Raw genomic sequence first — 24,092 nt, forward strand, 5'->3', positions numbered from 1 at the left:
AAAGAAGAATCCATGATTGAATTAGTTAACATATCAAAAAGTTATCCAACAAATGATTTATATAGAGATTTAAATCTTAGACTAAATGCCAAAGACAAAGTTGGTCTTGTAGGTAGAAACGGTACAGGGAAATCAACACTTTTCAAACTTATACTTGGTGAAGAACATCAAGACAGTGGAGAGATAAAACTTCCAAAAGCATATAAAATAGGTGCTTTAAAACAGTATTTTGATTTTACTGAAAAAACTTTGATAAATGAAACAGCTCTTGCACTAAGTGAAGAGGACAAATACGAAATTTATAAAGCTGAAAAGATACTTTTTGGTTTGGGTTTTACAATGGAAGATTTAGAAAAAGACCCTAAATCTTTTTCTGGTGGATATCAAATCAGAATCAACTTAGCCAAACTACTTTTAACAGAACCAAATATGCTACTTCTAGATGAGCCAACAAACTACTTGGATATCTTGTCTATTAGATGGTTAAAAGACTTCTTAAAGAACTTCCAAGGGGAAGTTATCTTAATCACTCATGACAGAGATTTTATGGATAGTGTTTGTACACACACTTTAGGAATAGTTAGAAAAAGTGCATTTATGATTCAAGGTGGAACAAGAAAGTTCTATGAACAAATCTTAGCAAACGAAGAGCACCATGAAAAACAAAAAATAGCACAAGAGAAAAAAATAAAAGACTTAGAAGAGTTTATCGCTAAAAATAAAGCAAGAGCAGCAACTGCTACACTAGCACAATCAAAAGTAAAAATCTTAGAGAAAATGGATATTTTAGAAGATTTGGATTATGATGCAAATCTAAAGTTTGATTTCAACTACAAAGATTCTGCTGCTAAGTTTTTAATTGAAGTAAAAGATTTATCTTTTGGTTATACTCCTGATAAAATCCTTTTCAAAGATATCACTTTTGCACTATCTAGAGGTGAAACTATTGGAATCATAGGGAAAAATGGTAAAGGTAAATCAACTTTACTAAATACTATTGCGGGAGAACTTGAAGCTTTAAGTGGAAGTGTAGATTTTCACTCATCTTGTGTATTTGGTCACTTTGGTCAAACAAACATCTCACACCTAAATCAAGACAATACAATCATGGATGAGATTTATAGTGTAAATCACAAACTTCCAGAAGCACTTATCAGAAGTATTTGTGGACTTATGATGTTTAGTGGAGATAATGCAAAGAAAAAAATCTCACTTCTATCAGGGGGAGAAAAATCAAGAGTAATGCTAGGTAAAATCATCGCACAAGATGTAAACCTACTTTTCCTAGATGAGCCAACAAACCACCTTGATATAGACTCAATAGACGCCCTAACAAGTGCCATAAAAGCTTTCCCTGGTTCTTGTATGATTGTAACTCACTCAGAAGAGTTATTAAGAGCAGTATGTGATAGATTGATTGTATTTACAAATGATGGAGCTGATTATTTCAATGGAACTTATGATGAGTTTTTAGAAAAAATTGGTTGGGAAGATGATGCAACAGAAGAGAAAAAAGTTGTAAAACCAAAAAGAAACAAAAAAGAGATAAAAAAATTAAGAGCAGAAATAGTAACCCAAAAAAGTCAAGCAACAAAACCTATAAGAACAAGAATAGAAGAGATTGAAGCTTTAAGTGGTGCAGAAAAGTCAAAATGTGAACAAGAACTAAGAGAGTTACAAAAACAACTTGATAAGTTAAATGATGAGTTCCAAAAAAAGCTAGATGAGATTTAGTATCTAAAATGAGTAAACTAAAATATCTAGCACACTACCCAAAAGAGTATGTAGAAAGTATACAAAAGCTAATAGATGAAAAAAGGCTAGACAAATATCTGCTAAGCAAATACAAAACTTGTCACGAATACAAAAGTGACAAGGCTTTGTATGAATATACAATGGATTTAAAAAACCAATACCTAAAAAAATCTCTACCCCTAAGTAAAGTAATCTATGATGGAAAAATCAATGTAATAAACGATGCCTTAGGACTACACACAATCATCTCAAGAGTTCAAGGTGGAAAACTAAAAAGTAAAAATGAAATAAGAATAGCCTCAATCTTTAAAAATGTACCCCAAGAGTTTTTACAAATGATAGTAGTACATGAGTTAGCCCACATAAAAGAGAAACAACACGACAAAGCCTTTTATAATCTATGCACCTTTATGGAGCCAAGCTATCATCAGTATGAGTTTGATTTGAGGGTTTATCTTACTTATGTTGATAGGTTTGGGAAGTTGTATTAATAGCATAATCTAAACAAAATCTGTTCTTGAAAAAGCAAAAGATAGAATGAAGCAAACTGAATTACTCAAAGCTGTAGGACATGAGAAAACAGACAAAACAGCTAGAGATACTCTTGAAAAATATGTGGATAAGTTTTGGTCTAAACATCAAGAGAAAAAAGGTAGACCTGTAACTTATAAATTAATATCTTGAAACCACTACAACCACTACAACAACCATAAATAAAGCCCTAAAGGGTGGGAGTTGTAACAGTTGTAAAGGTTACAGTAAAATTTTAAAGCCTTTTAAACATAAAAGAATCGAAAATTTTTTAGTGGAATATTTTTGTTAGAGCTAATAAAATGTATGCACATCCTATTATGCAGTAAATATAAAATTCCATAAATATCCTTTCCCCAAGTGGGCTATACATTTAAACACTCTTTTCCATTTATGTATTTGAGTAAATTTTATGAAATTTTTTCTAATTTTTAAGTTCTTCAATAATAACTAAATAAAAATTAATAGTCAATGGATTAACAAGGAGAGATTATGACACCTAAACAAAGAGAATACAAACAAAATCTTATCACTAAAATACAGATAAATAAATCAAATGTATTTAGTGATGAGAATGTGAGAAAAGAGTTTATGCAAAGCAGATTTGGTGCTAAGAGCTTAAAAGATATGAGTATAGACCAGCTAAAACTTTTGTTAGATTTTTGTTATAGAAAAGTTAGTGATATACCTATGCTACATCAGGTAGAAGACAAAGAGCTTATAACTCAAGCACAAGTTGAAAAGATAAGAACAGTTTGGATGGAAAAGGCAAGGGATAAGAGTGAAGAGGCTTTATTAAGTTTTGTATTTAGAATCTCTAAATATAAACTCCAAAGGCTGGAAGATTTGCTAAAAGGTAAGGCCACTAAAGTTATTGTGGCTCTTGAGTTGATATAGTCAAAGACTTTTCTTCTTTTATATTATAAAGTAATATTTTTATCTTATCTTGAAGAGTAAACTCTTCCCGTTTTCTATGAGATAAATATTCATTTAAGATTTCTTCTGCTTTTTCATAATTGTTATCATCAAAAAATATTTTTGCAATTTTAACTGTGTTATCTAACCATCCAAAATAATCATCATCTTCTTTTAACTTTTTTCTTTTAGATTTTTCATCATTTTTTATTTCCTCCACTTTATTCTTATTTTTTCCAAATGCTTTGATATCATAAATTTCTGTATATATTATAAATTGAGTATTTTCATCATCTTTATTTAATTTAAGATGTTCTAAAAAGTTAAATTCTTCAATAAGTGGTTTGAATTTTTTAGAACCTATTTTTCCTGTACAATGGTAGAATAAAAGTAATAATTCATCTGATGAAAACTGTGCTCTAAATAGACTAGCATATTTGTGTTTTTCTTCTTTGGATATAAATTTATTTTCAGAAATAAATTTAAGAATTTGATATATATTTCCAAAATAGTGTCCTATAAAGTTTTGACATGTATCATGTGCTATATCATACGATTTATTAAATTTTCTTGTATCATTATTTCTCTTAGTGAAATTACCTATTATCTCTAATAATGAGGCAATTGCTTCACGTCCTTTTAATAATTCTCCATTACTGCTTTTTATCATTTTTGGAGTAAAATCAGCATGTGATAAACTAGTTCCTTTATATATATTTGTATTATCTACTATTTTATTATGTAAATCTAACATATTAAAAAATGTGTTTTCAAAGTTTTGAATCTTGATAGAATTACTTTGTTCTTTTTGTGCATCAGCTGACTTTGAAAGTTCTTCTCTTGTAAGTTCAAGCTCTTCTCGTGAAGCTTTTAGTTCTTTAATTTGTAAATTTATAGTATAAAGTAGAGCAATAAAACTCGCAAAAGCAAATATAGGGTTAAGTGTTCCTCCTAAATAATCTCCAAATGCTCCCCATGTACTAACACTATCAGAAATTTTATCATCTCCAAAGTTTCCTACAAATGAACCTATACTTATAAGAAAAACTGCAATGGCGAGACTTATATAAAGTCTAAAATCAAAAATATCCTCTTGTATCTTTTTCTTATTCTTTTGATTTTCTTTTTTCTCTTCTTCCATCTTTTTCCTTTGTGTAAAATCTCACCATATAGTTGAAATGAATTATTCCTTAATAGTATTTTAAATAAACATTTAAAAATGAGTTACTTGTTTTTTATAATTTTTTGATGTTTATTATCTTTATCTAAATTTTCTTTTACAAAATGATTAATAAATCTTTTTACATGAGATGCACCAAATCCACCTGAAAATGCAATAACCCAAGTTGCAACTTTATTAATTTCTATTTCAGAACTGCCTACTAACATAACAATTATTCCTGCTTTAAATGCCAGATATAATACAACTCCTGTAATGCCAGCACCAAAGATAAAGAGTATGTATCCTAAAAAATCTATTGCTGCGGGTGCTTTCTCTAATCTTTTATTTTTTTCAGCTATTTCCATTACTTCATTATAATCATTTGCAAAATAGATACTTGTGTATATCGACCCACCTAACATTCCTAAAACAAACAGTTGAATAAAATGTTTAGCATCACTGCTCAAATTATTAAATAGTTCTAAAAACTCAATTGCAAACCAAATATAAGTACAAAAAATATAATTTAAAAGTATTACTAAGATTATTGGTATATACCAAAAACAATGTTTCATCATCAACTTCATAATATACTCCTAAAATATAGGTTGAGATTATTTTATCTAAAAGCATATAATTAATTTCTCAATTGCTATATGTAATGTTGTTATAATAATCTTGCATTATGTAAGTTTATTTGATATACTTTCAAGAAAGTTTAAGAGGGAGGGTGCTATGAGTTCTACTGGTTCTTGTATTAATAGTCTTGATTTAGTTTGAATATATAAAGAAATAAGACACCACTATGGAAACCTTCCTTAAAGAGCATGGGGTACAAATATATATATACCTTCATTTAAAAGTACTTTTAGAGATAAAAAAATATGCGAAGCTTATGAAAAAAATATGAGTAAGAAAAATGTTCTTAAACTAGCAAGTGATTATGACTTATCAAAGCAAAAAATCAATAAAATCATCAAACACCTTAGAGAGCCTTCGTTATTCTAGATTTTCAAAGTATGTATTTATTTCTCCATGACATTTATTTTTAAACTAATCATTTTGGTAATGATGCTATCAATTTTTTCAAATTGAGGTAAATCGTTATTAATAATAAAATCATTTCTTATATTTATTACTAACTCATCATGGTTAATTATAATATTTTCAATCTCTTTTAGACCTATTATATTAAATTTTGAAAGTGACTCTTGAGCTTTTGTTATACTGTTAGAGTACAATGTATCCTTTTCTTTATAGGTGTCTTTTCTTTGTTGATTAAAAGATTCAAAGTTATAAATTTCTTTGTATGCACATCCATAAAAAAAATTCATAAGTTCATAACTACTTTTAAAATATTCTTCTAAAATAGTAGATGCCTCATCTAAAGTTTTAATTTTAAATGCTCTTTTTTCTTTTTTTACTTCATATTTTTGATTTGATTTTAATGTTAAAAAACTAAAAACACCACCAATTGCAGCACCTAATCCAATTTTTATTGAGGTATCTATTATCTCATACATATCTTTAGTATTATTTACAATCGTTGCATCTGCCATTATATACCTTTATAATTTTAGGTATTATACTAAAACATCTTTTACATTCTTATAGTATCTCTTAGCATCCTTATTCAGCACTGTCTATAATGTTAATTGGCATAATAAAATTAAATCAAATCAATGAATATAATTTTTGAATAGTTCAATGAAAATTGAAAAAATGTTATGGGAGTTAACGTCTGTTAATGACTATGATATATTTTTGATTTGAAGCAGAAATCTTTAAAAAGTATGTTTAGTGATTTGATTTGTTTTCTTCGAAAATAAAAGTGGCTCCGGCACCTGGATTCGAACCAGGGACCAAATGATTAACAGTCATCTACTCTACCACTGAGCTATGCCGGATTTTGATTAATAAGTTTGAATAAAATTTTAAATAGTGGCTCCGGCACCTGGATTCGAACCAGGGACCAAATGATTAACAGTCATCTACTCTACCACTGAGCTATGCCGGAATCTATATTAAAATTTATCTATTTAAAAGGTTGTTAAGTGGCTCCGGCACCTGGATTCGAACCAGGGACCAAATGATTAACAGTCATCTACTCTACCACTGAGCTATGCCGGAATCTATACTTCCTCTTAAATGGGTTGGAATTATAGTAAAAAAAGCTTAATTTGTCAAGAGATTTTTTATGGTTTTTATAATTTTCTATAAAATTTAATTCCACTACTATCTACAAGTGTAATTTCTTGATTTTTTACTAAGTTTTCTAGTGTATTTTTTGCACTTTCATCAAACATATTATCTATGTCTTCTTTAGTTAAAGGTCTTCTTAAAAGTAGAGATTTTATCTCCTCTTCGCTATAACTATTTGTTTGTTTTGGTCTGTTTTTATATGCAATATTTACATTTACACCCTCAAAAGTATTTGCTACTTTTTCCAGAGTTTCAAAACTTACAGGTTTTACTTCATATGCTGGTGGTCTATCTATTGTACCAATATCAACTCTATGAGGATTTATCTTTTTAACTGCTTCATAAAGTAGTTCTATCTCTTCCTCTTTGTCGTTTAAGGTTTTTACAAATAGTATTTCTAAAACAAACTTGTTTGTTGTTTGTTTTCTGAATTCAACCATACTGTCAATCATTTTTTCAATATCAATACCATCATGGATTCTATCAAGCTTTTTAAAACACTTTTCACTTACACAATCTAGAGATAGTTTTACTGTATCAAGTTTTAGTAAGGCATCAAAAACCTCTTTTTGATAAATTGTACTTCCATTTGAAAGTATCATAGTTTTTGTATCACCTTTGATTTTGTTTATCTCAGCTATTAGTTCTGATAGTTTTGGATATAAAGTTGGTTCACCATTTGCTGTGATAGTTATAACATCTATTTTAGGATGTTTTTCTATTGATTCTTTTATGGCTGTTATCACTTCTAATACACTTGGATATGTAGTCATAGTATCTACTGTTTTTGCTTTTTCAAGTTCACAGTAAAGACAGTCAAAGTTACATTGTTTTGATGATGGAGATAAGTCCACGCCCAAAGAGATTCCAAATCTCCTTGAGGGAACGGGACCAAAGATAATTGAGTTTGAATATGACATTTATTTTTTTGACACTCTTTGGCACTCTTCTACAAAGTGGATTGCGTTTTCAACTGGAACATCAGGTAAAATACCATGTCCTAGGTTGAAGATATGACCTTCACCTTGCATTGTTTTTTGGATAGCTTCTACACACTCTGTAGTTCTTTCTTTTGAGTAAAGTCTTGTTGGTTCCATATTTCCTTGAAGAACATATTTGTCTCCAAGTTTCTCTTTAGCTAGTGCCATTGGAGTTCCCCAATCTACACCAAATACATCAAAGTTTCCATATACTAGTCCTCTTTCAATAAATGCCGCAACACCTTTAGGGAACATGATAACTGGAATATCTGGATATCTTTCTTTGATATATTCAGCTATTTCAACCATATAAGACCAAGAAAACTCATCATATTTTGATGGTTCAATTGCTGCTGCCCATGAGTCAAAGATTTGAACAACATCAGCACCAGCTTCAATTTGTTTTATCATATAGTATTTTACTACTTCTGTTACTTTTCTAAGGATATTATGTAAAAGCTCAGGATTTGAATACATCATCTTTTTACAGATATTGTATGTTTTTGTTCCTTGCCCTTCAATCATATATGTTGCAAGTGTCCAAGGAGCACCTGTAAACCCAATAAGAGCTTTATCTTCTGGTAATCTTTGTTTTAATAATTTGATTGTTTCATATACATAAGTTAGTTTGTCAGCTGCTGCTTCTCCACCTAATAGTGCATCAACATCTTCTTGTGTTTTTACTGGTGTATCAAACTTAGGACCTTCACCTTTTATAAACTCTAACTTCATTCCCATCTCATTTGGAATAACTAAAATATCTGAGAATAAAATTGCCGCATCAACTCCAACTATATCAAGTGGTTGAATTGTAACTTCACAAGCCATTTCTGGATTATGACATAAAGATAAAAAATCCCCAGCTTTCTTTCTAACTTCCATATACTCTGGAAGATATCTTCCAGCTTGTCTCATCATCCATACAGGTGTATATGGAGTCTCTTTTCTAAGACAAGCATCAACAAAAATTTTTGACATACATATTCCTTAAAATCGTCCCTATTTTAAAGGGACTTTTTATTCTATTCTACTTTTTAAAAAGTAGTAAAATCAAAAAGCTTTAAATAAAAGCTTTTTAGTGCTTTCCAACTTTCCCCAAGAAAAATAGCCCAACAGCTAATAATCCAATAGAAAGTGCAAAATATAACATCTCTAAAGCTCCGTTATAGCTAGTGTGTAAGACTTTTTGGAAGAAACTTACAACTAAAACCATTACAATAACTTTTGCAATTTTATCTTTTAACTGATCTAGTGATGAGATATTTAAAATATTTGCTCCATTATTTGATGATTCTGCCACATCTATTTTTGAAATAAACAATTCATAAAGTCCAAATGCAAATATAAGCATAACAACTGCAATAAGATATAAATCCACTGCACCTATTATTTTACTTACAATAGCTTCATGGAAATCTTCAGGGTGAAGCCCTTTTGTATATACTTCAAAAGTATAAGTCAATACTTCAAAAATATCTATAGATGCAACAATAAATAAAATTGTAGAGCCTACAAGACCGAATATAACAGCAAGCAAGACAAAAAGCCTTGCTTTCCACATAGTGCTTTCGAAAATTCTTTCTATCATAAAGAAATTATTCTCCTAATTCAATCCATTTAAGTGCAATTCTTACTGCATTTGTAGCAGCCCCTACTCTTACTTGGTCTGCAACATTAAAGAAGTGAACAACGTTTTTTGCGTAAACATCTTTTCTAATTCTTCCACAATATGTTATATCTGTATCAGTTGAAATTATTGGCATTGGGTATGCGTTATTTTCTAAGTCATCTATAACTTCAACATTTTCAAAAGCTGCTAAGGCTTCTCTTACTTCATCTACACTTACATCTACACTATCATCAAATGTAACTGTAATAGACTCAGAGTGAGATCTTAAAACTGGAACTCTAACACAAGTTGCTGCAACTTGTACATCTTTGTGTAAGATTTTTTGAGTTTCATTTACCATCTTCATCTCTTCTTTAGTAAATCCATTTGGCTGAGCTACATCAATTTGAGGAATTACATTAAGTGCAATTTGGTGAGCAAATGCATTTTTTTCACTCTCATCAAGTCTAAATGCAAAGAAATCTTGCATCTGTTTTACAAGCTCTTCCATACCAGTTTTACCTGCTCCTGAAACTGCTTGGTAAGTAGATACATCTACTCTTTTGATACCATATAAATTATCAAGAGGTTTTAAAGCAAGTACCATTTGAATTGTAGAACAATTTGGGTTTGCAATAATCCCTGTTTCTCTCCAGTTTGCAATATCTTCTGGATTTACTTCTGGCACTACTAATGGAACATTTGGTTCCATTCTAAAGTGACTTGTGTTATCAATAACTACTGCACCAGCTTCAACTGCATATTTTGCGAATTTTTCAGAAACTGAACCACCTGCACTAAAAAATGCAATATCAACTTCATTTTCTTCAAAACAAGTTTCAGTAAGCTCTAATACTGTTATCTCTTTTCCATCATATTCCACTTTGCTTCCTGCACTTCTTGCACTTGCTAGGGGAACTAAATTGTTGATTGGGAAGTTATAATCTTTTAATACTCTAAAAAGTTCTTCACCAACAGCACCTGTAGCACCCACTACTGCTACATTAAATTTTCTCATTATTCATTTCCTTTGTCATCATTGTTTTCTTCTACATCTAAAGAGTTATTTTCTTCAGAAATAGGTTCTTCTTTATCTAAAAGATTGAACTCGTTTAAATCGATACCGTCCATAGTATCTGCATTTTCTATACTTAGCTCTTCATCTTCCTCTTTTGGACATCTTGCAATTGATACAACTTTATCTTTTGCATCTACATTTACAATAATTACACCAGAAGTGTTTCTTCCAGCTTTTCTAATTGTTTGCATGTCAACTCTTATCATCTTACCAATAGAAGTTAATGCCATTAAGTCTTGTGTTTCATCAACAAGTACTGCACCAACTACATTTCCTGTTTTTTGGTGAAGTTTCATAGAGATAACACCAGAACCAGCTCTGTTTGTTAATCTATATTCATCAACAGTTGTTCTTTTTCCAATACCTTTTTCAGATACAGTTAATAACTCATGTTGGTCATCTTCAATAATCTCAGCATCAACAACAAAGTCAGTATCGTGTTTAAACTTAATACCTCTAACCCCTCTTGTTGTTCTTCCTTGCTCTCTTGTTTTTTCAATATCAAATCTGATACATTGACCAAGACTTGTAAATATCATCAAGAATTGTGTTTCAGGAGTTGTAATCTTAGCTGTTACAACTTCATCTGCATCATCAAGAACGATTGCTCTTACACCATTGCTTCTGATGTTTGCAAAGTCTGTTAATGATGTTCTTTTTACAATACCATTTCTAGTAAAGAATGCTAAAGATTTAGACTCATCAAAATCACTTGTTGGTAAGATAGCCATAATCTTCTCATCAGGTCTTAAGTTGATTAAGTTAACTACTGCTTTACCTTTTGCTGATCTACTTCCTTCAGGGATTCTATAAACTTTCAGCCAGTATAATTGTCCCATATTTGTGATGAACATCAAGGTATCGTGTGTATTAGATACAAAGAACTTCTCTATAAAGTCATCTTCGTGAGTAGTAACAGCTACTTTACCTTTACCACCTCTTCTTTGTTTTTCATAAGATTTGATTGGTACTCTTTTTACATATCCATTGTGAGTAATAGTAACTACCATTGGCTCATTTGGAATTAAGTCTTCAATATCAATCTCATCATATGAATCTTCAATTTCAGTTCTTCTTTCATCTGAATATTTTTCTCTAATCTCAACTAACTCTTCTCTGATGATTTCATTTAATTTATCTTCAGATTTTAAGATAGATTCTAATTCTGCAATAAGTACTAATAACTCTTGATATTCAGCTTCTAATTTATCTCTTTGAAGACCTGTAAGTCTTCCTAATCTCATATCTAAAATAGCTTGTGATTGGATTGGAGATAAAGAGAATCTTTCTTGAAGTTTATCTTTTGCATCTGCATCATTTTCACTAGCTCTGATAATCTTAACAACTTCGTCAATATTATCAACGGCAATTTTTAAACCTTCTAAAATATGAGCTCTAGCTTTTGCTTTTTCTAAATCAAATATTGTTCTTCTAATAATTACTGTTTTTCTATGAGATAAGAATACTTTTAATAACTCAGGTAAAGTAAATACTTTAGGCTCTTTGTTATGTACTGCTAAAAGGATAATACCAAATGTAGTTTCCATAGGAGTTGATTTGTAAAGGTTATTTAATACAATCTCACTCATAGCATCTTTTTTAAGCTCAATTACTACTCTGATACCTTCTCTATCTGACTCATCTCTAACTTCTGAGATACCTTCAATTTGCTTATCTTTTGCAAGATTTGCAATTTGCTCAATAAGTCTAGCTTTATTTACTTGGTATGGTAATTCATCTAAAACAATAACCTCTTTCTTACCTTTTGATTCGATATGATGTTTAGCTCTTATTTTAACTCTACCACGACCTGTGTTATAAGCATCTATAATACCACGTCTACCAAAAATTGTACCACCTGTTGGGAAATCTGGACCTTGGATAAACTCCATTAACTCATCAGCAGTTGTGTTTGGATTATCAATAGTATGTAATACAGCATCTAATAATTCCCCTAAGTTGTGTGGAGGAATTTTTGTAGCCATACCAACTGCAATACCTTCAGACCCATTTAAAAGTAGAGTTGGAACTCTTGTAGGTAATACATCTGGTTCTTTTAAAGTATCATCATAGTTTGGTACAAAGTTAACTGTATCTTTATCTAAATCTCTTAATACATCTTCTGAGATTCTTGTCATTCTAGCTTCTGTATACCTCATAGCAGCAGCGCTATCTCCGTCAATTGAACCGAAGTTTCCTTGACCATCAACTAGTGGTGCTCTCATTGAGAAATCTTGTGCCATTCTTACTAGGGCATCATAAACAGAACTATCTCCGTGTGGGTGATACTTACCAATAACATCCCCAACAATCCTTGCAGATTTCTTGTATGGTGCTCTTGCACTCATGTTTAAATCATGCATAGCGTAAAGAATTCTTCTGTGTACTGGTTTTAATCCATCTTTTGCATCAGGAAGTGCTCTACCTATGATAACACTCATAGAATAATCTAAATATGAAGCTTTAATACTGTCTTCAATATTTATGTTAATAATATCTTGATTTTCGAAAAGGTTCTCCATTAAAAAATGCCTTTATTGTAAAATTTAGATATTTTATCTAAAAAGGGCTTAGTATAAGGCTTATTATAGAAATTTTAAGGAAAAAAAAAGGGATAAAAGTTTTTTTACTTTTATCCCTTTTAATATTGGAGGTTTTTTTTAAACCAAAGCCTCGTTTTTGTATTTAATAATCATATTATATACTTCATCTTTTAGTTTTAACTTCTCTTTTTTCTTCTTTTCAATTTCAAATTGATCAGCAAGGTCTTTTTCCATTTGAGCAATCTCTTCATCTAAGTCATTATGTCTTTCAAAAACTTTTACAAAATGACCATCACTCTGTTTTAATTCAGCGATAACTTCTCTATGTTCATGAAACATTTTTTATACCTCTCTTATTTAAAAAGTTAATTCATTATAACAATATGAGACTTAATAAAAAGTGTTGAAAAGGATTTAAATTATATGTTTTATAAATAAGTTATGGAGGTATAAAAGTGGTAAAAACCACTTTTATTTGATATTTTAAGTTCTGTAGTCTGCGTTTATTTCGATATATTTATAACCAAGGTCACAACCATAGGCTGTAAATTTTCCCTCACCTACTCCTAAATCACAGATAACTTTATATTTGTCATTTTTAAGAACTTCACTGGCTTTTGCTTCTTGTTCTTTATCAAAACAAATCTCACCTTTGTTGAATACAACTACATCATTATAAGAGATTACAAGTTTTGTTTCATCACAAGTTACACGGCTAGCTCCAATAGTTGAAGCTATTCTTCCAAAGTTTGGATCTTCTCCATAAAGTGCAGTTTTTACTAAAAGTGAATTTGAAAGTGCTTTTGCTGCAGTTTCAGCCTCTTCATTGCTTGCTGCATTTATAACCTCAAATGCAACTGCTTTTTTAGCACCTTCACCATCTGCTACCATTAACATAGCCATATCATGCATCACAAGTCTAAGAGCCTCTTTGAAAGCTTCTTTATCGTATGCATTTGATTTTTTATTTGTTAAAAGCAATACTGTATCATTTGTAGAAGTATCACCATCTACTGAGATAGCATTAAAAGTACTATGAGAGTTTATTTCAAGTAACTCTTTCATATCCTCTTTAGGAATAGCAGCATCCGTACAAATAAAACAAAGCATTGTTGCAAGATTTGGATTTATCATCCCTGCACCTTTTGCAACTGAACCTATTTTAAAAGAAGTTCCATCTTCAAGTTTTACTTCATAAAGTGAAGTTTTAGGATATGCATCAGTTGTCATAATAGCACGACTTAGATTTTCTCCACCTTTTGAGCTTAAATCAAAACTATTTGCACCTTTTACTATTTTTTCAATAGGAAGAGGATTACCAATAACTCCTGTACTACTCATAATAGGATTGATTAAATCAAAATCTAATGAAGAGAATATAGTATTGATATCTTCTATACCTTTTTCTCCTGTTAATGCATTTGCATTTTTTGAGTTTACTAATACAAAATTTGTTTTAAAATCTTTTTCATATCTTTGATAATGTTTTAATGGTGCAGCTTGAAATTTGTTTAATGTAAATACAGCTTCTACATCACAAGCTATATCACTATATATAAATCCTAAATCAAAATTTCCATTTGGTTTTAATCCTGCATGTATTCCATCACAGTAAAAACCATCTATTTGGTCTATAAAACCTTTTATAGGTAAAATTGTAAACATTTTTTAAATTCCTTATAAATCTTTTGGTTTGTTTCTTAAAGCAACTATTCTTCTAGCTCTTGTAATCCCTCTTTGGTTACCAACTAAAAGAAGCTTACATCCTGGAGTAATTATTACATTACCTTTTGGCATTTGGATAAACCTGCCTTTCCTTTCAGTAATCCCTATAATAGAAACTTTAAATTTATCCCTAAGTTTTAAGTCTTTTATCTCTTTATTTACAGCCCAAGATTCTTCATTTACAAAGGCTTCTTCCATATCAATTGGAGTATCAGGTTTATATAAAAACTCTTCAAGTACATTTTCCATATCTGGTCTTATTGCCATAGCTGAAACTCTTTTTGCCATAAGTGATGGAGTTGCAACAACTTTATCTGCTCCAAGTTTCATAAGTCTAATTTTTTCATTATGACTTTCTGCATTTGCAATGATTAGAAATGGGCTTCTACCTAACTCTTTTTCATATAGTCTAACAGACGCAATAAGAGTAATATTGTTTGAGATATTTTTAGATAAAGATATTGCACCCTTAGCTGAACTTAAGTGTGATTTTAAAAAGGCAGTCTCTTTAAAAGGTTCCTCTTTTACATAATAAGGATAGTTGCACTCTTTTGCAATCTGCTCAATATCATCACTTGGGTCAACTACTACAAATGGCACATGGTTTTGGTTAAACTGCTTTGCTAATTGGGCAGTATATTCATTGTGATAGAATAATACAAAGTGTTTTCTAAGTCTAGCTATTTTATAAAGCATATTTCTTTCCTTATAAAGATCAAATAATCTACCTTTGATAACTGCATCAATCAAGATTGCAGTTGAAAGTGTAAACAAAGCAAATCCAAAAATAATAAGTGTAATAGTAAAAAATCTTCCAGCAGGAGAGATTGGAGCAACTTCTCCAAAACCTACAGTTGTAAATGTAATACCTGTTTGGTAGATTGCATCTAAAATTGGAAAATCATCAATTAGGATATATCCCATTGTTCCTATGATCATTACTACTTGAACTAGAACTAATGGTACTCTAAAAGGTTTTAATTGTGAGTAAATTAATGGATTAAGATCGTATTCAGGCTTAGCTGAACGAAATTCCCACCCAAGGGATTTTTTTATTCTTCTAAAGATGCTCATGAAAGCACTTTACTCTAAAGTGCTCTCTTATGAGTGTTTTTTAAGAGTTCTTAACTCTTTAGCTGAGATTCTGATTTTTTGTGTAGTTCCATCTTCTAAAGTAACTCTTACAGTTCTTAAGTTTGGTACAAATCTTCTCTTAGTTCTGTTTTTTGCGTGACTTACGTTGTTACCAACCATAGGTCCTTTTCCTGAAATCGCACATCTTCTTGACATTTTAGTTCCTTCAATTTTTTTATAGTGAAAAATATTCGCGTATTATACCTTGCAATTCTTAAGTTAAAGTTAAATTTAAGAGTTTTTTTTAAAATAATTCTTTTTATCTTTAATATGATAATATTTTGCATTATTTATTACAAAGGCATATTGTGAAGATTATTATACTATGTTTATTATCTATTTTTACTTTTGCGATTGAGATTCAAAAGCCTCAAAGCTATCAAGGTGATGAAAATATAAACTCTTGGCTTATGAGTGAGAAACTCGATGGGATTAGAGCCTATTGGGATGGGAAAGAGTTACTTACACGAAAAGGTAAAAAAATCTATGCCCCAAGCTGGTTTACGAAAAACTTTCCAGATTTTGAACTTGATGGTGAACTTTGGACAAAAAGAGACGACTTTGAAAATATCCAAAGTATTGTGATGGATAAAACTCCTAGCTTAGAATGGAAGCAAATAACTTATAATATCTTTGAAGTACCAAATGCAAAAGCAGATTTTATAAAAAGATTAGAAAAAGCCAACAAGTGGTTTATAAAAAATAAAAATAGCCATGTACAAATAATAAAACAAGAAAAAGTTGTAAATAAAGAGAATCTAAATAAATATTTAGAAGAGATTATAAATAAAAAAGGTGAAGGTGTTATTATAAAAGACCCAAGTAAAGAGTATCATACAGGAAGGTCACCTTTTATTTTAAAAGTAAAAAAAGCCAAAGATATGGAAGGTGTGGTTATAGGGATAAATATATCTCAAAAAACTAAGGTTTTGAAAAGTTTAGTAATAAAACTTGAAAATGGAATAACCTTTAACCTTGGAACTGGTTTTACAGATAAACAAAGAAAATATCCAGCCAAAATAGGTGATATAGTTACATTTAAATATTATGGTTTTACAAAAAATGGCAAACCTAAGTTTGCTTCATTTTTGCATATTAGAAAAGATTAGATTGTTTCTAATATAGAGTTTATCTTTTCTAACTGCTTTTCCAAAGTATAGTTTTTGGCTATTTTTCTATTTTGTTTTTTAATAAGTTTCATATCATCTTTATTTTGTAATATCGCTTCAAGTTTAAATTGCATACTTCTGTCATTTGGTGATTCCATTGTTGAGAATACATCAATCAACTCTTTTGAAGCATTGTTTACTGTAGTAAAAACTACACTTTTACAAAACATAGCTTTTAGAACATTTAGTGCAAAACTTTTTGTATGTGTTGGAAGAAGAAAAATATCTGAAGCTAAAAATAGTTCATCCACATCTTCATAATCTTCAAGAAGTAAAAGTTTATCTTCTAAATTAAACTTTGATAACTGAAACTTCAAATTAGTAATCTGTTTTTTCTCTCCAGCTACAAGGGCAAAGAAATTATTATTTGCTAATTGCATCACTATATTTATAAATTCAATAACACCTGAAGCTTTTAGATTTCTTCCTGTAAAAAAGATGATTTTCTTTTTTGGGTCGATATTAAATTTTTCACAAAACTGTGTTTTCACCTCTTTGGGTTTTTTATACTCAATATCTACAGCTGGATAAATAACTTCAATAGAGTTTTCATCTATATTAAATTTTTGTGAGATCTCCTCTTTTGAAGTTTTTGAGTTAACAATAATTTTCTTTGCATTTTTTATATTTTCACTAGCAATATTATCAATTGTTCCTGTATGAAAATATACTTTAGCATACTCTTTTTTCTTGAATAATAATTTATCCATAAAAGAGCTTTTTGAAACTAAAGAGATATTGTCTTGTTTTAATAACTCTTCTATAAGTCTATTTTTTGCTTTGAAACTTATTGTATGGCTCATATTTAACTTAGCTCATTGTCTATGATTTGGCAAATTGTATGACCAAAAAGTATATGCATCTCTTGTATTCTAGGAGTATCATTTGAAGGAACTACAAGATTTATATCACATAAGTCATTCATAGCTCCACCATCTCTACCACTTAAACCTACAATTTTACATCCAAGTTCTTGACCAACTTTAAAAGCATTTATTACATTGCCTGAGTTTCCTGAAGTTGAGATTCCAATAAGTAAGTCCCCTTTTACAGCCAAAGATTCAACTTGTCTATCAAAAACTCTATCATAACCATAATCGTTTCCAATAGCTGTTAAAGCTGAAGTATCTGTTGTAAGGGCAATACCAGGTAGTCCTCTTCTTTCAGTTTTATATCTTCCTGTAAGTTCTGCTGCAATATGTTGTGCATCTGCCGCACTTCCACCATTTCCAAAAAGTAGAATTTTATTTCCATTTTTTAATGTATCTACTGCTAATGCTGCTGCCTCTTGTAAAGGCTCAGCCATAGTTTCCATAACTTTTTGAATAGTTTCTAGGTGACCTAAAAACTCTTTTTCAATTACACTTTTCAATTATTTAACCTTTTGTATCTCTTTAAATTCATTTAATATTTTTTCAGAATAGATTTTTCTTCCAATTACATTAAAATGATTTATATCTGCCCATAAATTAGCATTATTTACTTGAAAATCTAATAGATATATAATCTTGGAATCGATTACTCTATTAAAATACTCTTTATTGTATTTATAAAATGTATTATAACTAATTGGTTCAAGTAATACAATTGGAATTATACCATTTGATTTTATTGTAAATATTAATCTATTTAAGATATTGATTTTTTCATCATTAATTTTTTTTATTTTTAAATCAATATCTTTTTTTTCTGTTTTAAGTTTTTGTTTATTGAATATTATTCCATCACCATTATCACAGAAAAGAACGCTTCTATCTAAGATATTTCCTCTCCAGTATATTGCATTGCAATCAATACCAGCTATATAACTTTTTTGATATGAATTCAAAAATTTATTAATCTCATGATTTTTATAATATGTTTTTATTTGTCTAAATATATCTTTTATTCTAAAGTTTTCATTTAAATAATCATTTGAACTAATATATTTAAAATCACTATTAAAAAACTCTCTATCAATATATGTTGGAAACATAGTATTTACTTCTTCATAAAAGTCGTTTAATTCTATATTTAAAAATATATATTTAGGCTTTTTCTCAACTGCTTTATAAACAGCAAAAGGGAAATCTGATATTTTCATACCCGGTACACCATAATTATATACACTAAATCCATTTTTTTCAAACAAATTTGAACTTAATTGATTTTGAGTTCTACTACTTCCAATAAAGATAATATCCAAATCTTTATTTTCTACAAACTTATCCATATGAATAGACTTAAATTTTTTATCTTCAAAAAATATTTTTGAAGGTAATAGTTTAAAATACACTACAAATAAAGCCCCTAAAACTAAAATCAAAACTATCAACGTCGATAAGAGATTAAACTTTACAATTTTTTTATAAATACTCATATTTTTTCTTTAAAAATTAAAATATATAAATTCTGAAGATTGATTAACAATACCAAAATAGATTGAAGTTAAAAACAATACCACAGATAAATATAGTAACTTAGGTGATTTTTTATATAAAAAATTTGAATTTTGAAAATATAAAACAATAAATAATGCAACAGCAATCCAAGTAAAACTCTTATTGCCATCTATATGAATTAGCCATTGTCCAAACTCTACTCCATGCTCTTTTAAAAACTCTAACTTCTGGGCATATTTATCTGACATTACTATTCCATTTAAGCCTACCATACCTTTTAACACTTTTACTGCATCTTCCCAGCTTAATGCTCTAAAGAATACCCATGTTATATTTATGAAGTTAAAGGTAATAAACCAGGCTAGGTATTTATTCATATTAAAGCCAAAGTCTTTCCAGATTCTATGTGTTACTAAAGCTATACCATGCAAGGCTCCCCAAGCTATAAATGTCCATCCTGCTCCATGCCAAAACCCTGACACTACTGCTACTGTAAACAGGTTTGTATATCCTCTTATATTTCCTTTTCTATTTCCACCCAATGGGATATAGATATAATCTCTCATAAATCTTCCTAAAGTTACATGCCATCTTCTCCAGAAGTCTTGTATATCCAAAGATTTATATGGCGAGTTAAAGTTTATTGGAAGTTTTATATTAAACAGCAGTGCTGCTCCCACTGCCATATCACAGTATCCACTAAAGTCAAAGTACAATTGGAAGGTATAAGAAAGTGATGTTGCCCATGCTTCAAACAGTTCTAATGTTACAGCATTATCAAATCCTGCTGTTGCCCAGATTGCAAATTGGTCTGCTATTATTACTTTTTTAAACAATCCTATTGAGAATATAAACAATCCCATTGCTATATGTTTATAATTTTTTACCAGATTCCATCTACTTGCAAACTGTGGCATCATCTCTTTATGGTGTACAATTGGTCCTGCTATTAATTGGGGAAAAAATGTTACAAACAGTGCGTAGTTTAGAAAATCATATTCACTTGTCTCTCCTCTATAGCTATCTACTAGGTATGCTATTTGTTGGAAGGTAAAGAAAGAGATTGCTAATGGCAAGGCTAGGTGTAGTAGTTCTACACTTCCATTTGTTACCATATTTATATTATTTATAAAAAAGTCTGCGTATTTAAAGTATCCTAGTAAAGCTAGGTTTGCTATTACTCCTATTGTTAGTAAGGTCTTCTTTGTTATTTTTATCTTTTTAAAGTTCTCATTTAAGGAGTTCCCTATTACATAGTTAAACAGCATTGAGCTTAATATTAAGGGCAAATATATTGGATTCCACCAGCTATAGAAAAACAAACTCGCGAATACTAGAAACCCTTTTGCTCCTACTACTAGTCTTTTACTTAGCAAAAAGTAATATACAAAAAACGTGATTGGCATAAATACAAATATAAACTCGTAACTGTTGAATAACATTTGTATATGCCTTTTTTTATAATTTTTTAACTTTTTTGAATTTTTTCTATTGTTTTTGTAGTACTTTTTCCATCTACAAAAGTAACAAGTTTTGTCTCTTTTGCTATATCTGAACCTACTACTTCTTTACCTTCATAATCAGCACCTTTTACTAAAATATCAGGTTGCACTAATTTGATAAGTTCATAAGGGGTATCTTCATCAAAAATCACTACATAATCTACACACTCTAAAGCTGAAAGGATATATGCTCTGTCATCTTGAGTATTTATAGGTCTAGTTTCACCTTTTAATCTTTTTACACTGGCATCTGAATTTAATCCTAAAATCAATACATCACCAAAAGATTTTGCTGTATTTAGATAACTAACATGTCCTTTATGTAAAATATCAAAACATCCATTTGTAAATACCACTTTTTTATTTTGTGATTTAATTCTATTTGATATTTTTTCTATTTGTTCAAATGATTTAATATGTAGTTCAATTGAACTTTTATGTAATGATGCTTGATACTCTTCTATCTCATCTAAAGAAGCTGTTGCACTACCAATTTTCCCTACAACAACTCCTGCAGCTAGATTGGCAAACTCAACAGAAGTGCTAATATCACACCCTAAAGATAAAGCAAAACCTAAAGAAGCAAGTACCGTATCCCCTGCTCCTGTTACGTCATAAACTTCCCTTGCAACAGTTGGTTTTACACATACCTTGTCATCTTCTAAAATAGCAATACCATTTTCACTTAGAGTAATAACAGAAACTGCTAAAGAAACCTCATCTTTAAGTTTAAAAAGAGCATCTTTTAAATCTATATCACTCTCTATTTTTATACCTGAAGCTAGTTCTGCTTCTTTTTTATTTGGAGTTAAAAGATAAGCGCCTTTGTATTTTGTAAAATCACTTCCTTTTGGATCAACTAATACTTTTTTGCCTTTTTTATTTGAGTAAGATATTATCTTATCAAGAAGGTCATTTGTAAGTACACCTTTGTTGTAATCAGAAAGAAGCACAATATCATAACTGTTTATTTTCTCTTGAAATTTTTCATAAAGAGATTTTACACTTTGAACTGAAATATTGTTTTTACTCTCTTTATCATATCTTACAACTTGTGAATGGGAAGCCATAAGTCTAGTTTTTCTTGAAGTTTTTCTTCCTTTTTGCTCTATTAGTGAAGCTTTAGCTCCTTGCTTTGTTAACATAGCTTTTACTAATAAACCAACTTCATCATCACCTACAACAGATAAAACCTCAACACTAGCTCCAAGAGCTAGAAGATTGCTTATTACATTTCCTGCTCCACCTAAAACTGTTGTTTCCTTTTTTATATCAACTATTTGAACAGGAGCTTCAGGAGAGATTCTTTCACAATTTCCCCAAAGATATTCATCTATCATCAAATCGCCAATTACTAATATCTTTGGCTGTGTTTTTAAAGCTAAATTTTGAACAGTTTGCAATCTTTATCCTTTTTTAACTTCTGTTTCAAATAATTCTTTTATTTGTGGAATATATGCTTTTATCCCCTCTTCCATAGAAAATCTTGGTTCATAATCTAAATTTTCTTTTGAAGAATCGATATTTGCTTGGGTAAAAAACTGATATGAACCTACAAATGGATTTGGAATATACTCTTTTCCATTGTCAATATTTAGCTCTTTTTGTAAAATATTTACTATATCTTCAAAGCTTCTAGCTTTTCCTGTACCTACGTTGTAAACACCACTTTTTTTAGGGTTACAAGCTTTTATATTTGCTTGAACTACATCTTCTATATATATAAAATCTCTTAGGATTTTATCACTTCCTTCAAAAAGTCTTGGAGTATCACCTTTTAAAATCTGATGACCAAATTGAACCACCATTGAAGCTGTTTTATTTTTGTAAAACTCTCTTGGTCCATATACATTAAAATATTTAAGTCCCACAATAGAGATATCAACACCTTGTTTTAAATATTTGTATGTGATATTGTCCATCATAACTTTTGAAAAACCATATACATTGTTTGGTGATTCATATCCAATCTCAAATCTATCACTGTCTCCGTAAGTTGCAGCTGAACTTGCATAAATCATATTTGCTTTGTGTTTTATAGCAATTTTTAGTAGCTCTTCATAGGCATTTACATTTGTTTTAATCATAATATCTTGCTCTAAAGCTGTAGTATCTGAAATAGCTGCTTGATGGAAGATATAATCAAAGTTGTATGAGTTTTCTAAGTGTTCTAAAAGTGCAGAATCATTTATATCTCCACTTATTATTTGTCCCTTAAAACCTATAAGGTTTTTAAAGTGACCAAAGCTTTTTAAGTTCCCGTTTGAAAAAGTTTCTCCACTTCTAAAACAATCAAGAGCTATAATATTAGCCTCTGGATAGTTTTCTTGAAAATAAAAACAAAGATTTGAACCTATAAAACCTGCGGCACCTGTAATTAAAATATTTTTATTATTAAAGTCTATATCTGTATATTTCATAAAAAATTCCTATTTATTTAAAAGGTAATATTTTAACAAAATTTTGATTAGAAAGTGAAACTACAATAACCCAAACTTTTTAAAACAATATATCCTAAGCCTATCTTATTCAGGGCTCTATGGTTTAAAATATATTATCAGTCTAGAAAAACTTATAGATTTCTTTGCTATCAACAAGTTACTGGTTCCATAATTGTTAGATTTTAATACAGTTTTTTACTATTTGTTTTTTCAAAAACTCATCATTTGTATTATAATTGACTATATCTATTTTCAAATCAAAATCTTTTCTCAAAAGATTGCTTATTAATTTTATTTTTCTTTTACGAAATTCTTCTCTTCCAAAATTAGAATCAATAGCTATATCTATATCTCCACCTCTTTTTGAATCATCAACACGACTACCGAAAATATATATATTTACATCACCAAAACTATTTAAAATTGCATCTTTTATTTTATCTACAATTACTTTTTTTAATCTCATTTTATATACTTATTTGCAAAATTTAGTGAATTTAAATAATAGCTCTCAATTTTATCAAAACTATCAATACAAAACTTTAAATCTTTTAAAGCTTCTTCAAGTTCTTCAGGATAATCATGTTCTAACTCATTTCTAACTTCTCTAAGTTCTATCCAATTATCTAGACTATCAATAATATCTTCTTTTTCTATATAATATAAAACTTCACTCATTTTTGAACTATTAATACCAGCAACATCCAAAAGAAGAGGAAATATTTTTGCACCTAAAAAATCTTGAACAGAACTAAATCTTTTTAAATAGGCATCTAAAACAGCTTTTTCTTGTGTTTTCAATGTATTAAATGTAAATTGTTCATAGATATTTTTATTTTTTAAAAGTTCATCTATCCAAGCATTATAATCCTTTAAAGCCTCATAATGTTTTGTTAGTTTATTAAATCTTTTTTGAAGTATTAACTTTGTATCACTTTGTTTCATAATCCACCAACTTATCATAG

The 24,092-nt window shown here is 29.5% G+C and carries 26 protein-coding genes and 3 tRNA genes; 6 read left to right on the plus strand and 23 right to left on the minus strand.

The window, feature by feature from the left end; genetic code table 11:
- The first annotated feature begins 12 nt into the window (after positions 1-12).
- The 4 genes from ACKU3H_RS14225 (at position 13) to ACKU3H_RS14240 (ending at position 3,183) form a co-directional block, all read left to right on the plus strand.
- Positions 13-1,734: an ATP-binding cassette domain-containing protein gene (locus tag ACKU3H_RS14225; RefSeq protein WP_320034535.1), complete on the plus strand. Its 1,722-nt coding sequence runs from the start codon at positions 13-15 to the stop codon at positions 1,732-1,734.
- 8 nt (positions 1,735-1,742) lie between these two features.
- Entirely contained in the window at positions 1,743-2,246 is a 504-nt protein-coding gene (locus ACKU3H_RS14230) for a M48 family metallopeptidase (RefSeq protein ID WP_320034536.1), read from the plus strand.
- A gap of 46 nt (positions 2,247-2,292) precedes the next feature.
- The gene (locus ACKU3H_RS14235) at positions 2,293-2,439 is read left to right on the plus strand and encodes a hypothetical protein (protein WP_320034537.1); all 147 of its coding nucleotides are present in this window, start codon (positions 2,293-2,295) and stop codon (positions 2,437-2,439) included.
- A 339-nt stretch (positions 2,440-2,778) separates the two neighbouring features.
- Positions 2,779-3,183: a phage protein GemA/Gp16 family protein gene (locus tag ACKU3H_RS14240; RefSeq protein ID WP_320034538.1), complete on the plus strand. Its 405-nt coding sequence runs from the start codon at positions 2,779-2,781 to the stop codon at positions 3,181-3,183.
- Here the strand turns inward: ACKU3H_RS14240 and ACKU3H_RS14245 are convergent.
- Together ACKU3H_RS14245 and ACKU3H_RS14250 are read right to left on the minus strand one after the other, a co-directional pair.
- Complete coding sequence (locus tag ACKU3H_RS14245) at positions 3,158-4,342, minus strand: putative phage abortive infection protein (RefSeq protein WP_320034539.1); 1,185 nt, start codon at positions 4,340-4,342, stop codon at positions 3,158-3,160. The genes ACKU3H_RS14240 and ACKU3H_RS14245 overlap by 26 nt on opposite strands.
- Before the next feature lie 83 nt (positions 4,343-4,425).
- Positions 4,426-4,950, minus strand: a complete 525-nt coding sequence (locus tag ACKU3H_RS14250) for a hypothetical protein (protein ID WP_320034540.1) — start codon at positions 4,948-4,950, stop codon at positions 4,426-4,428.
- A 295-nt stretch (positions 4,951-5,245) separates the two neighbouring features.
- On the opposite strand from ACKU3H_RS14250, the gene ACKU3H_RS14255 reads away from it, so the two are divergent.
- The gene (locus ACKU3H_RS14255) at positions 5,246-5,371 is read left to right on the plus strand and encodes a hypothetical protein (protein ID WP_407933692.1); all 126 of its coding nucleotides are present in this window, start codon (positions 5,246-5,248) and stop codon (positions 5,369-5,371) included.
- A gap of 17 nt (positions 5,372-5,388) precedes the next feature.
- On the opposite strand, the gene ACKU3H_RS14260 is transcribed toward ACKU3H_RS14255, so the two are convergent.
- The 13 genes from ACKU3H_RS14260 to rpmB form a co-directional block, all read right to left on the minus strand.
- Positions 5,389-5,922 (minus strand): hypothetical protein, encoded by a 534-nt coding sequence (locus tag ACKU3H_RS14260; RefSeq protein ID WP_320034541.1) that lies wholly within the window; start codon positions 5,920-5,922, stop codon positions 5,389-5,391.
- A 273-nt stretch (positions 5,923-6,195) separates the two neighbouring features.
- Positions 6,196-6,270 (minus strand) — tRNA-Asn (locus tag ACKU3H_RS14265).
- Positions 6,271-6,305: 35 nt separating this feature from the next.
- Positions 6,306-6,380, minus strand: a tRNA-Asn gene (locus tag ACKU3H_RS14270).
- 38 nt (positions 6,381-6,418) lie between these two features.
- Positions 6,419-6,493, minus strand: a tRNA-Asn gene (locus ACKU3H_RS14275).
- A gap of 74 nt (positions 6,494-6,567) precedes the next feature.
- Positions 6,568-7,485 (minus strand): radical SAM protein, encoded by a 918-nt coding sequence (locus tag ACKU3H_RS14280; protein ID WP_320034542.1) that lies wholly within the window; start codon positions 7,483-7,485, stop codon positions 6,568-6,570.
- Complete coding sequence (gene hemE / locus ACKU3H_RS14285) at positions 7,486-8,523, minus strand: uroporphyrinogen decarboxylase (protein ID WP_320034543.1); 1,038 nt, start codon at positions 8,521-8,523, stop codon at positions 7,486-7,488. It lies immediately after the preceding gene.
- A 97-nt stretch (positions 8,524-8,620) separates the two neighbouring features.
- Entirely contained in the window at positions 8,621-9,133 is a 513-nt protein-coding gene (locus tag ACKU3H_RS14290) for a YqhA family protein (RefSeq protein WP_320034544.1), read from the minus strand.
- Positions 9,134-9,140: 7 nt separating this feature from the next.
- The gene (locus tag ACKU3H_RS14295) at positions 9,141-10,172 is read right to left on the minus strand and encodes an aspartate-semialdehyde dehydrogenase (protein WP_320034545.1); all 1,032 of its coding nucleotides are present in this window, start codon (positions 10,170-10,172) and stop codon (positions 9,141-9,143) included.
- Positions 10,172-12,754: a DNA gyrase subunit A gene (gyrA, locus tag ACKU3H_RS14300; RefSeq protein ID WP_320034546.1), complete on the minus strand. Its 2,583-nt coding sequence runs from the start codon at positions 12,752-12,754 to the stop codon at positions 10,172-10,174. Before gyrA ends, ACKU3H_RS14295 begins: the two co-directional genes overlap by 1 nt.
- Positions 12,755-12,892: 138 nt before the next feature.
- Positions 12,893-13,114 carry a DUF465 domain-containing protein gene (locus tag ACKU3H_RS14305; protein ID WP_320034547.1) on the minus strand — a complete coding sequence of 74 codons (222 nt, stop codon included), beginning with the start codon at positions 13,112-13,114 and terminating at the stop codon, positions 12,893-12,895.
- 144 nt (positions 13,115-13,258) lie between these two features.
- Complete coding sequence (gene argJ / locus ACKU3H_RS14310) at positions 13,259-14,440, minus strand: bifunctional glutamate N-acetyltransferase/amino-acid acetyltransferase ArgJ (RefSeq protein WP_320034548.1); 1,182 nt, start codon at positions 14,438-14,440, stop codon at positions 13,259-13,261.
- A 12-nt stretch (positions 14,441-14,452) separates the two neighbouring features.
- The gene (locus ACKU3H_RS14315) at positions 14,453-15,574 is read right to left on the minus strand and encodes a TrkA C-terminal domain-containing protein (RefSeq protein ID WP_320034549.1); all 1,122 of its coding nucleotides are present in this window, start codon (positions 15,572-15,574) and stop codon (positions 14,453-14,455) included.
- Positions 15,575-15,601: 27 nt separating this feature from the next.
- On the minus strand, positions 15,602-15,790 hold the full coding sequence (rpmB, locus tag ACKU3H_RS14320) for a 50S ribosomal protein L28 (RefSeq protein ID WP_320034550.1): 189 nt from the start codon (positions 15,788-15,790) through the stop codon (positions 15,602-15,604).
- Positions 15,791-15,942: 152 nt separating this feature from the next.
- Between rpmB and ACKU3H_RS14325 the strand changes: the two genes are divergently transcribed.
- Entirely contained in the window at positions 15,943-16,743 is an 801-nt protein-coding gene (locus ACKU3H_RS14325; RefSeq protein ID WP_320034551.1) for a DNA ligase, read from the plus strand.
- On the opposite strand, the gene ACKU3H_RS14330 is transcribed toward ACKU3H_RS14325, so the two are convergent.
- The 8 genes from ACKU3H_RS14330 to ACKU3H_RS14365 form a co-directional block, all read right to left on the minus strand.
- Positions 16,740-17,606 (minus strand): glycosyltransferase family 4 protein, encoded by an 867-nt coding sequence (locus tag ACKU3H_RS14330; protein WP_320034552.1) that lies wholly within the window; start codon positions 17,604-17,606, stop codon positions 16,740-16,742. The genes ACKU3H_RS14325 and ACKU3H_RS14330 overlap by 4 nt on opposite strands.
- Before the next feature lie 2 nt (positions 17,607-17,608).
- On the minus strand, positions 17,609-18,175 hold the full coding sequence (gene gmhA / locus ACKU3H_RS14335) for a D-sedoheptulose 7-phosphate isomerase (RefSeq protein WP_320034553.1): 567 nt from the start codon (positions 18,173-18,175) through the stop codon (positions 17,609-17,611).
- Positions 18,176-19,162 (minus strand): hypothetical protein, encoded by a 987-nt coding sequence (locus ACKU3H_RS14340; protein ID WP_320034554.1) that lies wholly within the window; start codon positions 19,160-19,162, stop codon positions 18,176-18,178.
- A gap of 9 nt (positions 19,163-19,171) precedes the next feature.
- Positions 19,172-20,626: an MBOAT family O-acyltransferase gene (locus ACKU3H_RS14345; protein WP_320034555.1), complete on the minus strand. Its 1,455-nt coding sequence runs from the start codon at positions 20,624-20,626 to the stop codon at positions 19,172-19,174.
- 26 nt (positions 20,627-20,652) lie between these two features.
- Positions 20,653-22,026: a D-glycero-beta-D-manno-heptose-7-phosphate kinase gene (rfaE1, locus tag ACKU3H_RS14350; protein WP_320036485.1), complete on the minus strand. Its 1,374-nt coding sequence runs from the start codon at positions 22,024-22,026 to the stop codon at positions 20,653-20,655.
- Positions 22,027-22,092: 66 nt separating this feature from the next.
- Positions 22,093-23,106: an ADP-glyceromanno-heptose 6-epimerase gene (rfaD, locus tag ACKU3H_RS14355; protein ID WP_320034556.1), complete on the minus strand. Its 1,014-nt coding sequence runs from the start codon at positions 23,104-23,106 to the stop codon at positions 22,093-22,095.
- 196 nt (positions 23,107-23,302) lie between these two features.
- Positions 23,303-23,593 (minus strand): nucleotidyltransferase domain-containing protein, encoded by a 291-nt coding sequence (locus ACKU3H_RS14360; protein WP_320034557.1) that lies wholly within the window; start codon positions 23,591-23,593, stop codon positions 23,303-23,305.
- Positions 23,590-24,072, minus strand: a complete 483-nt coding sequence (locus ACKU3H_RS14365; protein WP_320034558.1) for a hypothetical protein — start codon at positions 24,070-24,072, stop codon at positions 23,590-23,592. Before ACKU3H_RS14365 ends, ACKU3H_RS14360 begins: the two co-directional genes overlap by 4 nt.
- Positions 24,073-24,092 lie beyond the last annotated feature (20 nt).

The sequence above is a fragment of the Halarcobacter sp. genome, from assembly GCF_963675975.1.
Lineage (GTDB): Bacteria > Campylobacterota > Campylobacteria > Campylobacterales > Arcobacteraceae > Halarcobacter.

Bases quoted from the DNA above. Each gene is read 5' to 3' on its own strand.
- ACKU3H_RS14225 (WP_320034535.1), top strand. From the start codon at position 13: ATGATTGAATTAGTTAACATATCAAAAAGTTATCCAACAAATGATTTA.
- ACKU3H_RS14230 (WP_320034536.1), top strand. From the start codon at position 1,743: ATGAGTAAACTAAAATATCTAGCACACTACCCAAAAGAGTATGTAGAA.
- ACKU3H_RS14235 (WP_320034537.1), top strand. From the start codon at position 2,293: ATGAAGCAAACTGAATTACTCAAAGCTGTAGGACATGAGAAAACAGAC.
- ACKU3H_RS14240 (WP_320034538.1), top strand. From the start codon at position 2,779: ATGACACCTAAACAAAGAGAATACAAACAAAATCTTATCACTAAAATA.
- ACKU3H_RS14245 (WP_320034539.1), bottom strand. From the start codon at position 4,342: ATGGAAGAAGAGAAAAAAGAAAATCAAAAGAATAAGAAAAAGATACAA.
- ACKU3H_RS14250 (WP_320034540.1), bottom strand. From the start codon at position 4,950: ATGAAGTTGATGATGAAACATTGTTTTTGGTATATACCAATAATCTTA.
- ACKU3H_RS14260 (WP_320034541.1), bottom strand. From the start codon at position 5,922: ATGGCAGATGCAACGATTGTAAATAATACTAAAGATATGTATGAGATA.
- ACKU3H_RS14280 (WP_320034542.1), bottom strand. From the start codon at position 7,485: ATGTCATATTCAAACTCAATTATCTTTGGTCCCGTTCCCTCAAGGAGA.
- hemE (WP_320034543.1), bottom strand. From the start codon at position 8,523: ATGTCAAAAATTTTTGTTGATGCTTGTCTTAGAAAAGAGACTCCATAT.
- ACKU3H_RS14290 (WP_320034544.1), bottom strand. From the start codon at position 9,133: ATGATAGAAAGAATTTTCGAAAGCACTATGTGGAAAGCAAGGCTTTTT.
- ACKU3H_RS14295 (WP_320034545.1), bottom strand. From the start codon at position 10,172: ATGAGAAAATTTAATGTAGCAGTAGTGGGTGCTACAGGTGCTGTTGGT.
- gyrA (WP_320034546.1), bottom strand. From the start codon at position 12,754: ATGGAGAACCTTTTCGAAAATCAAGATATTATTAACATAAATATTGAA.
- ACKU3H_RS14305 (WP_320034547.1), bottom strand. From the start codon at position 13,114: ATGTTTCATGAACATAGAGAAGTTATCGCTGAATTAAAACAGAGTGAT.
- argJ (WP_320034548.1), bottom strand. From the start codon at position 14,440: ATGTTTACAATTTTACCTATAAAAGGTTTTATAGACCAAATAGATGGT.
- ACKU3H_RS14315 (WP_320034549.1), bottom strand. From the start codon at position 15,574: ATGAGCATCTTTAGAAGAATAAAAAAATCCCTTGGGTGGGAATTTCGT.
- rpmB (WP_320034550.1), bottom strand. From the start codon at position 15,790: ATGTCAAGAAGATGTGCGATTTCAGGAAAAGGACCTATGGTTGGTAAC.
- ACKU3H_RS14330 (WP_320034552.1), bottom strand. From the start codon at position 17,606: ATGAGCCATACAATAAGTTTCAAAGCAAAAAATAGACTTATAGAAGAG.
- ACKU3H_RS14340 (WP_320034554.1), bottom strand. From the start codon at position 19,162: ATGAGTATTTATAAAAAAATTGTAAAGTTTAATCTCTTATCGACGTTG.
- ACKU3H_RS14345 (WP_320034555.1), bottom strand. From the start codon at position 20,626: ATGTTATTCAACAGTTACGAGTTTATATTTGTATTTATGCCAATCACG.
- rfaE1 (WP_320036485.1), bottom strand. From the start codon at position 22,026: ATGATAGATGAATATCTTTGGGGAAATTGTGAAAGAATCTCTCCTGAA.
- rfaD (WP_320034556.1), bottom strand. From the start codon at position 23,106: ATGAAATATACAGATATAGACTTTAATAATAAAAATATTTTAATTACA.
- ACKU3H_RS14360 (WP_320034557.1), bottom strand. From the start codon at position 23,593: ATGAGATTAAAAAAAGTAATTGTAGATAAAATAAAAGATGCAATTTTA.
- ACKU3H_RS14365 (WP_320034558.1), bottom strand. From the start codon at position 24,072: ATGAAACAAAGTGATACAAAGTTAATACTTCAAAAAAGATTTAATAAA.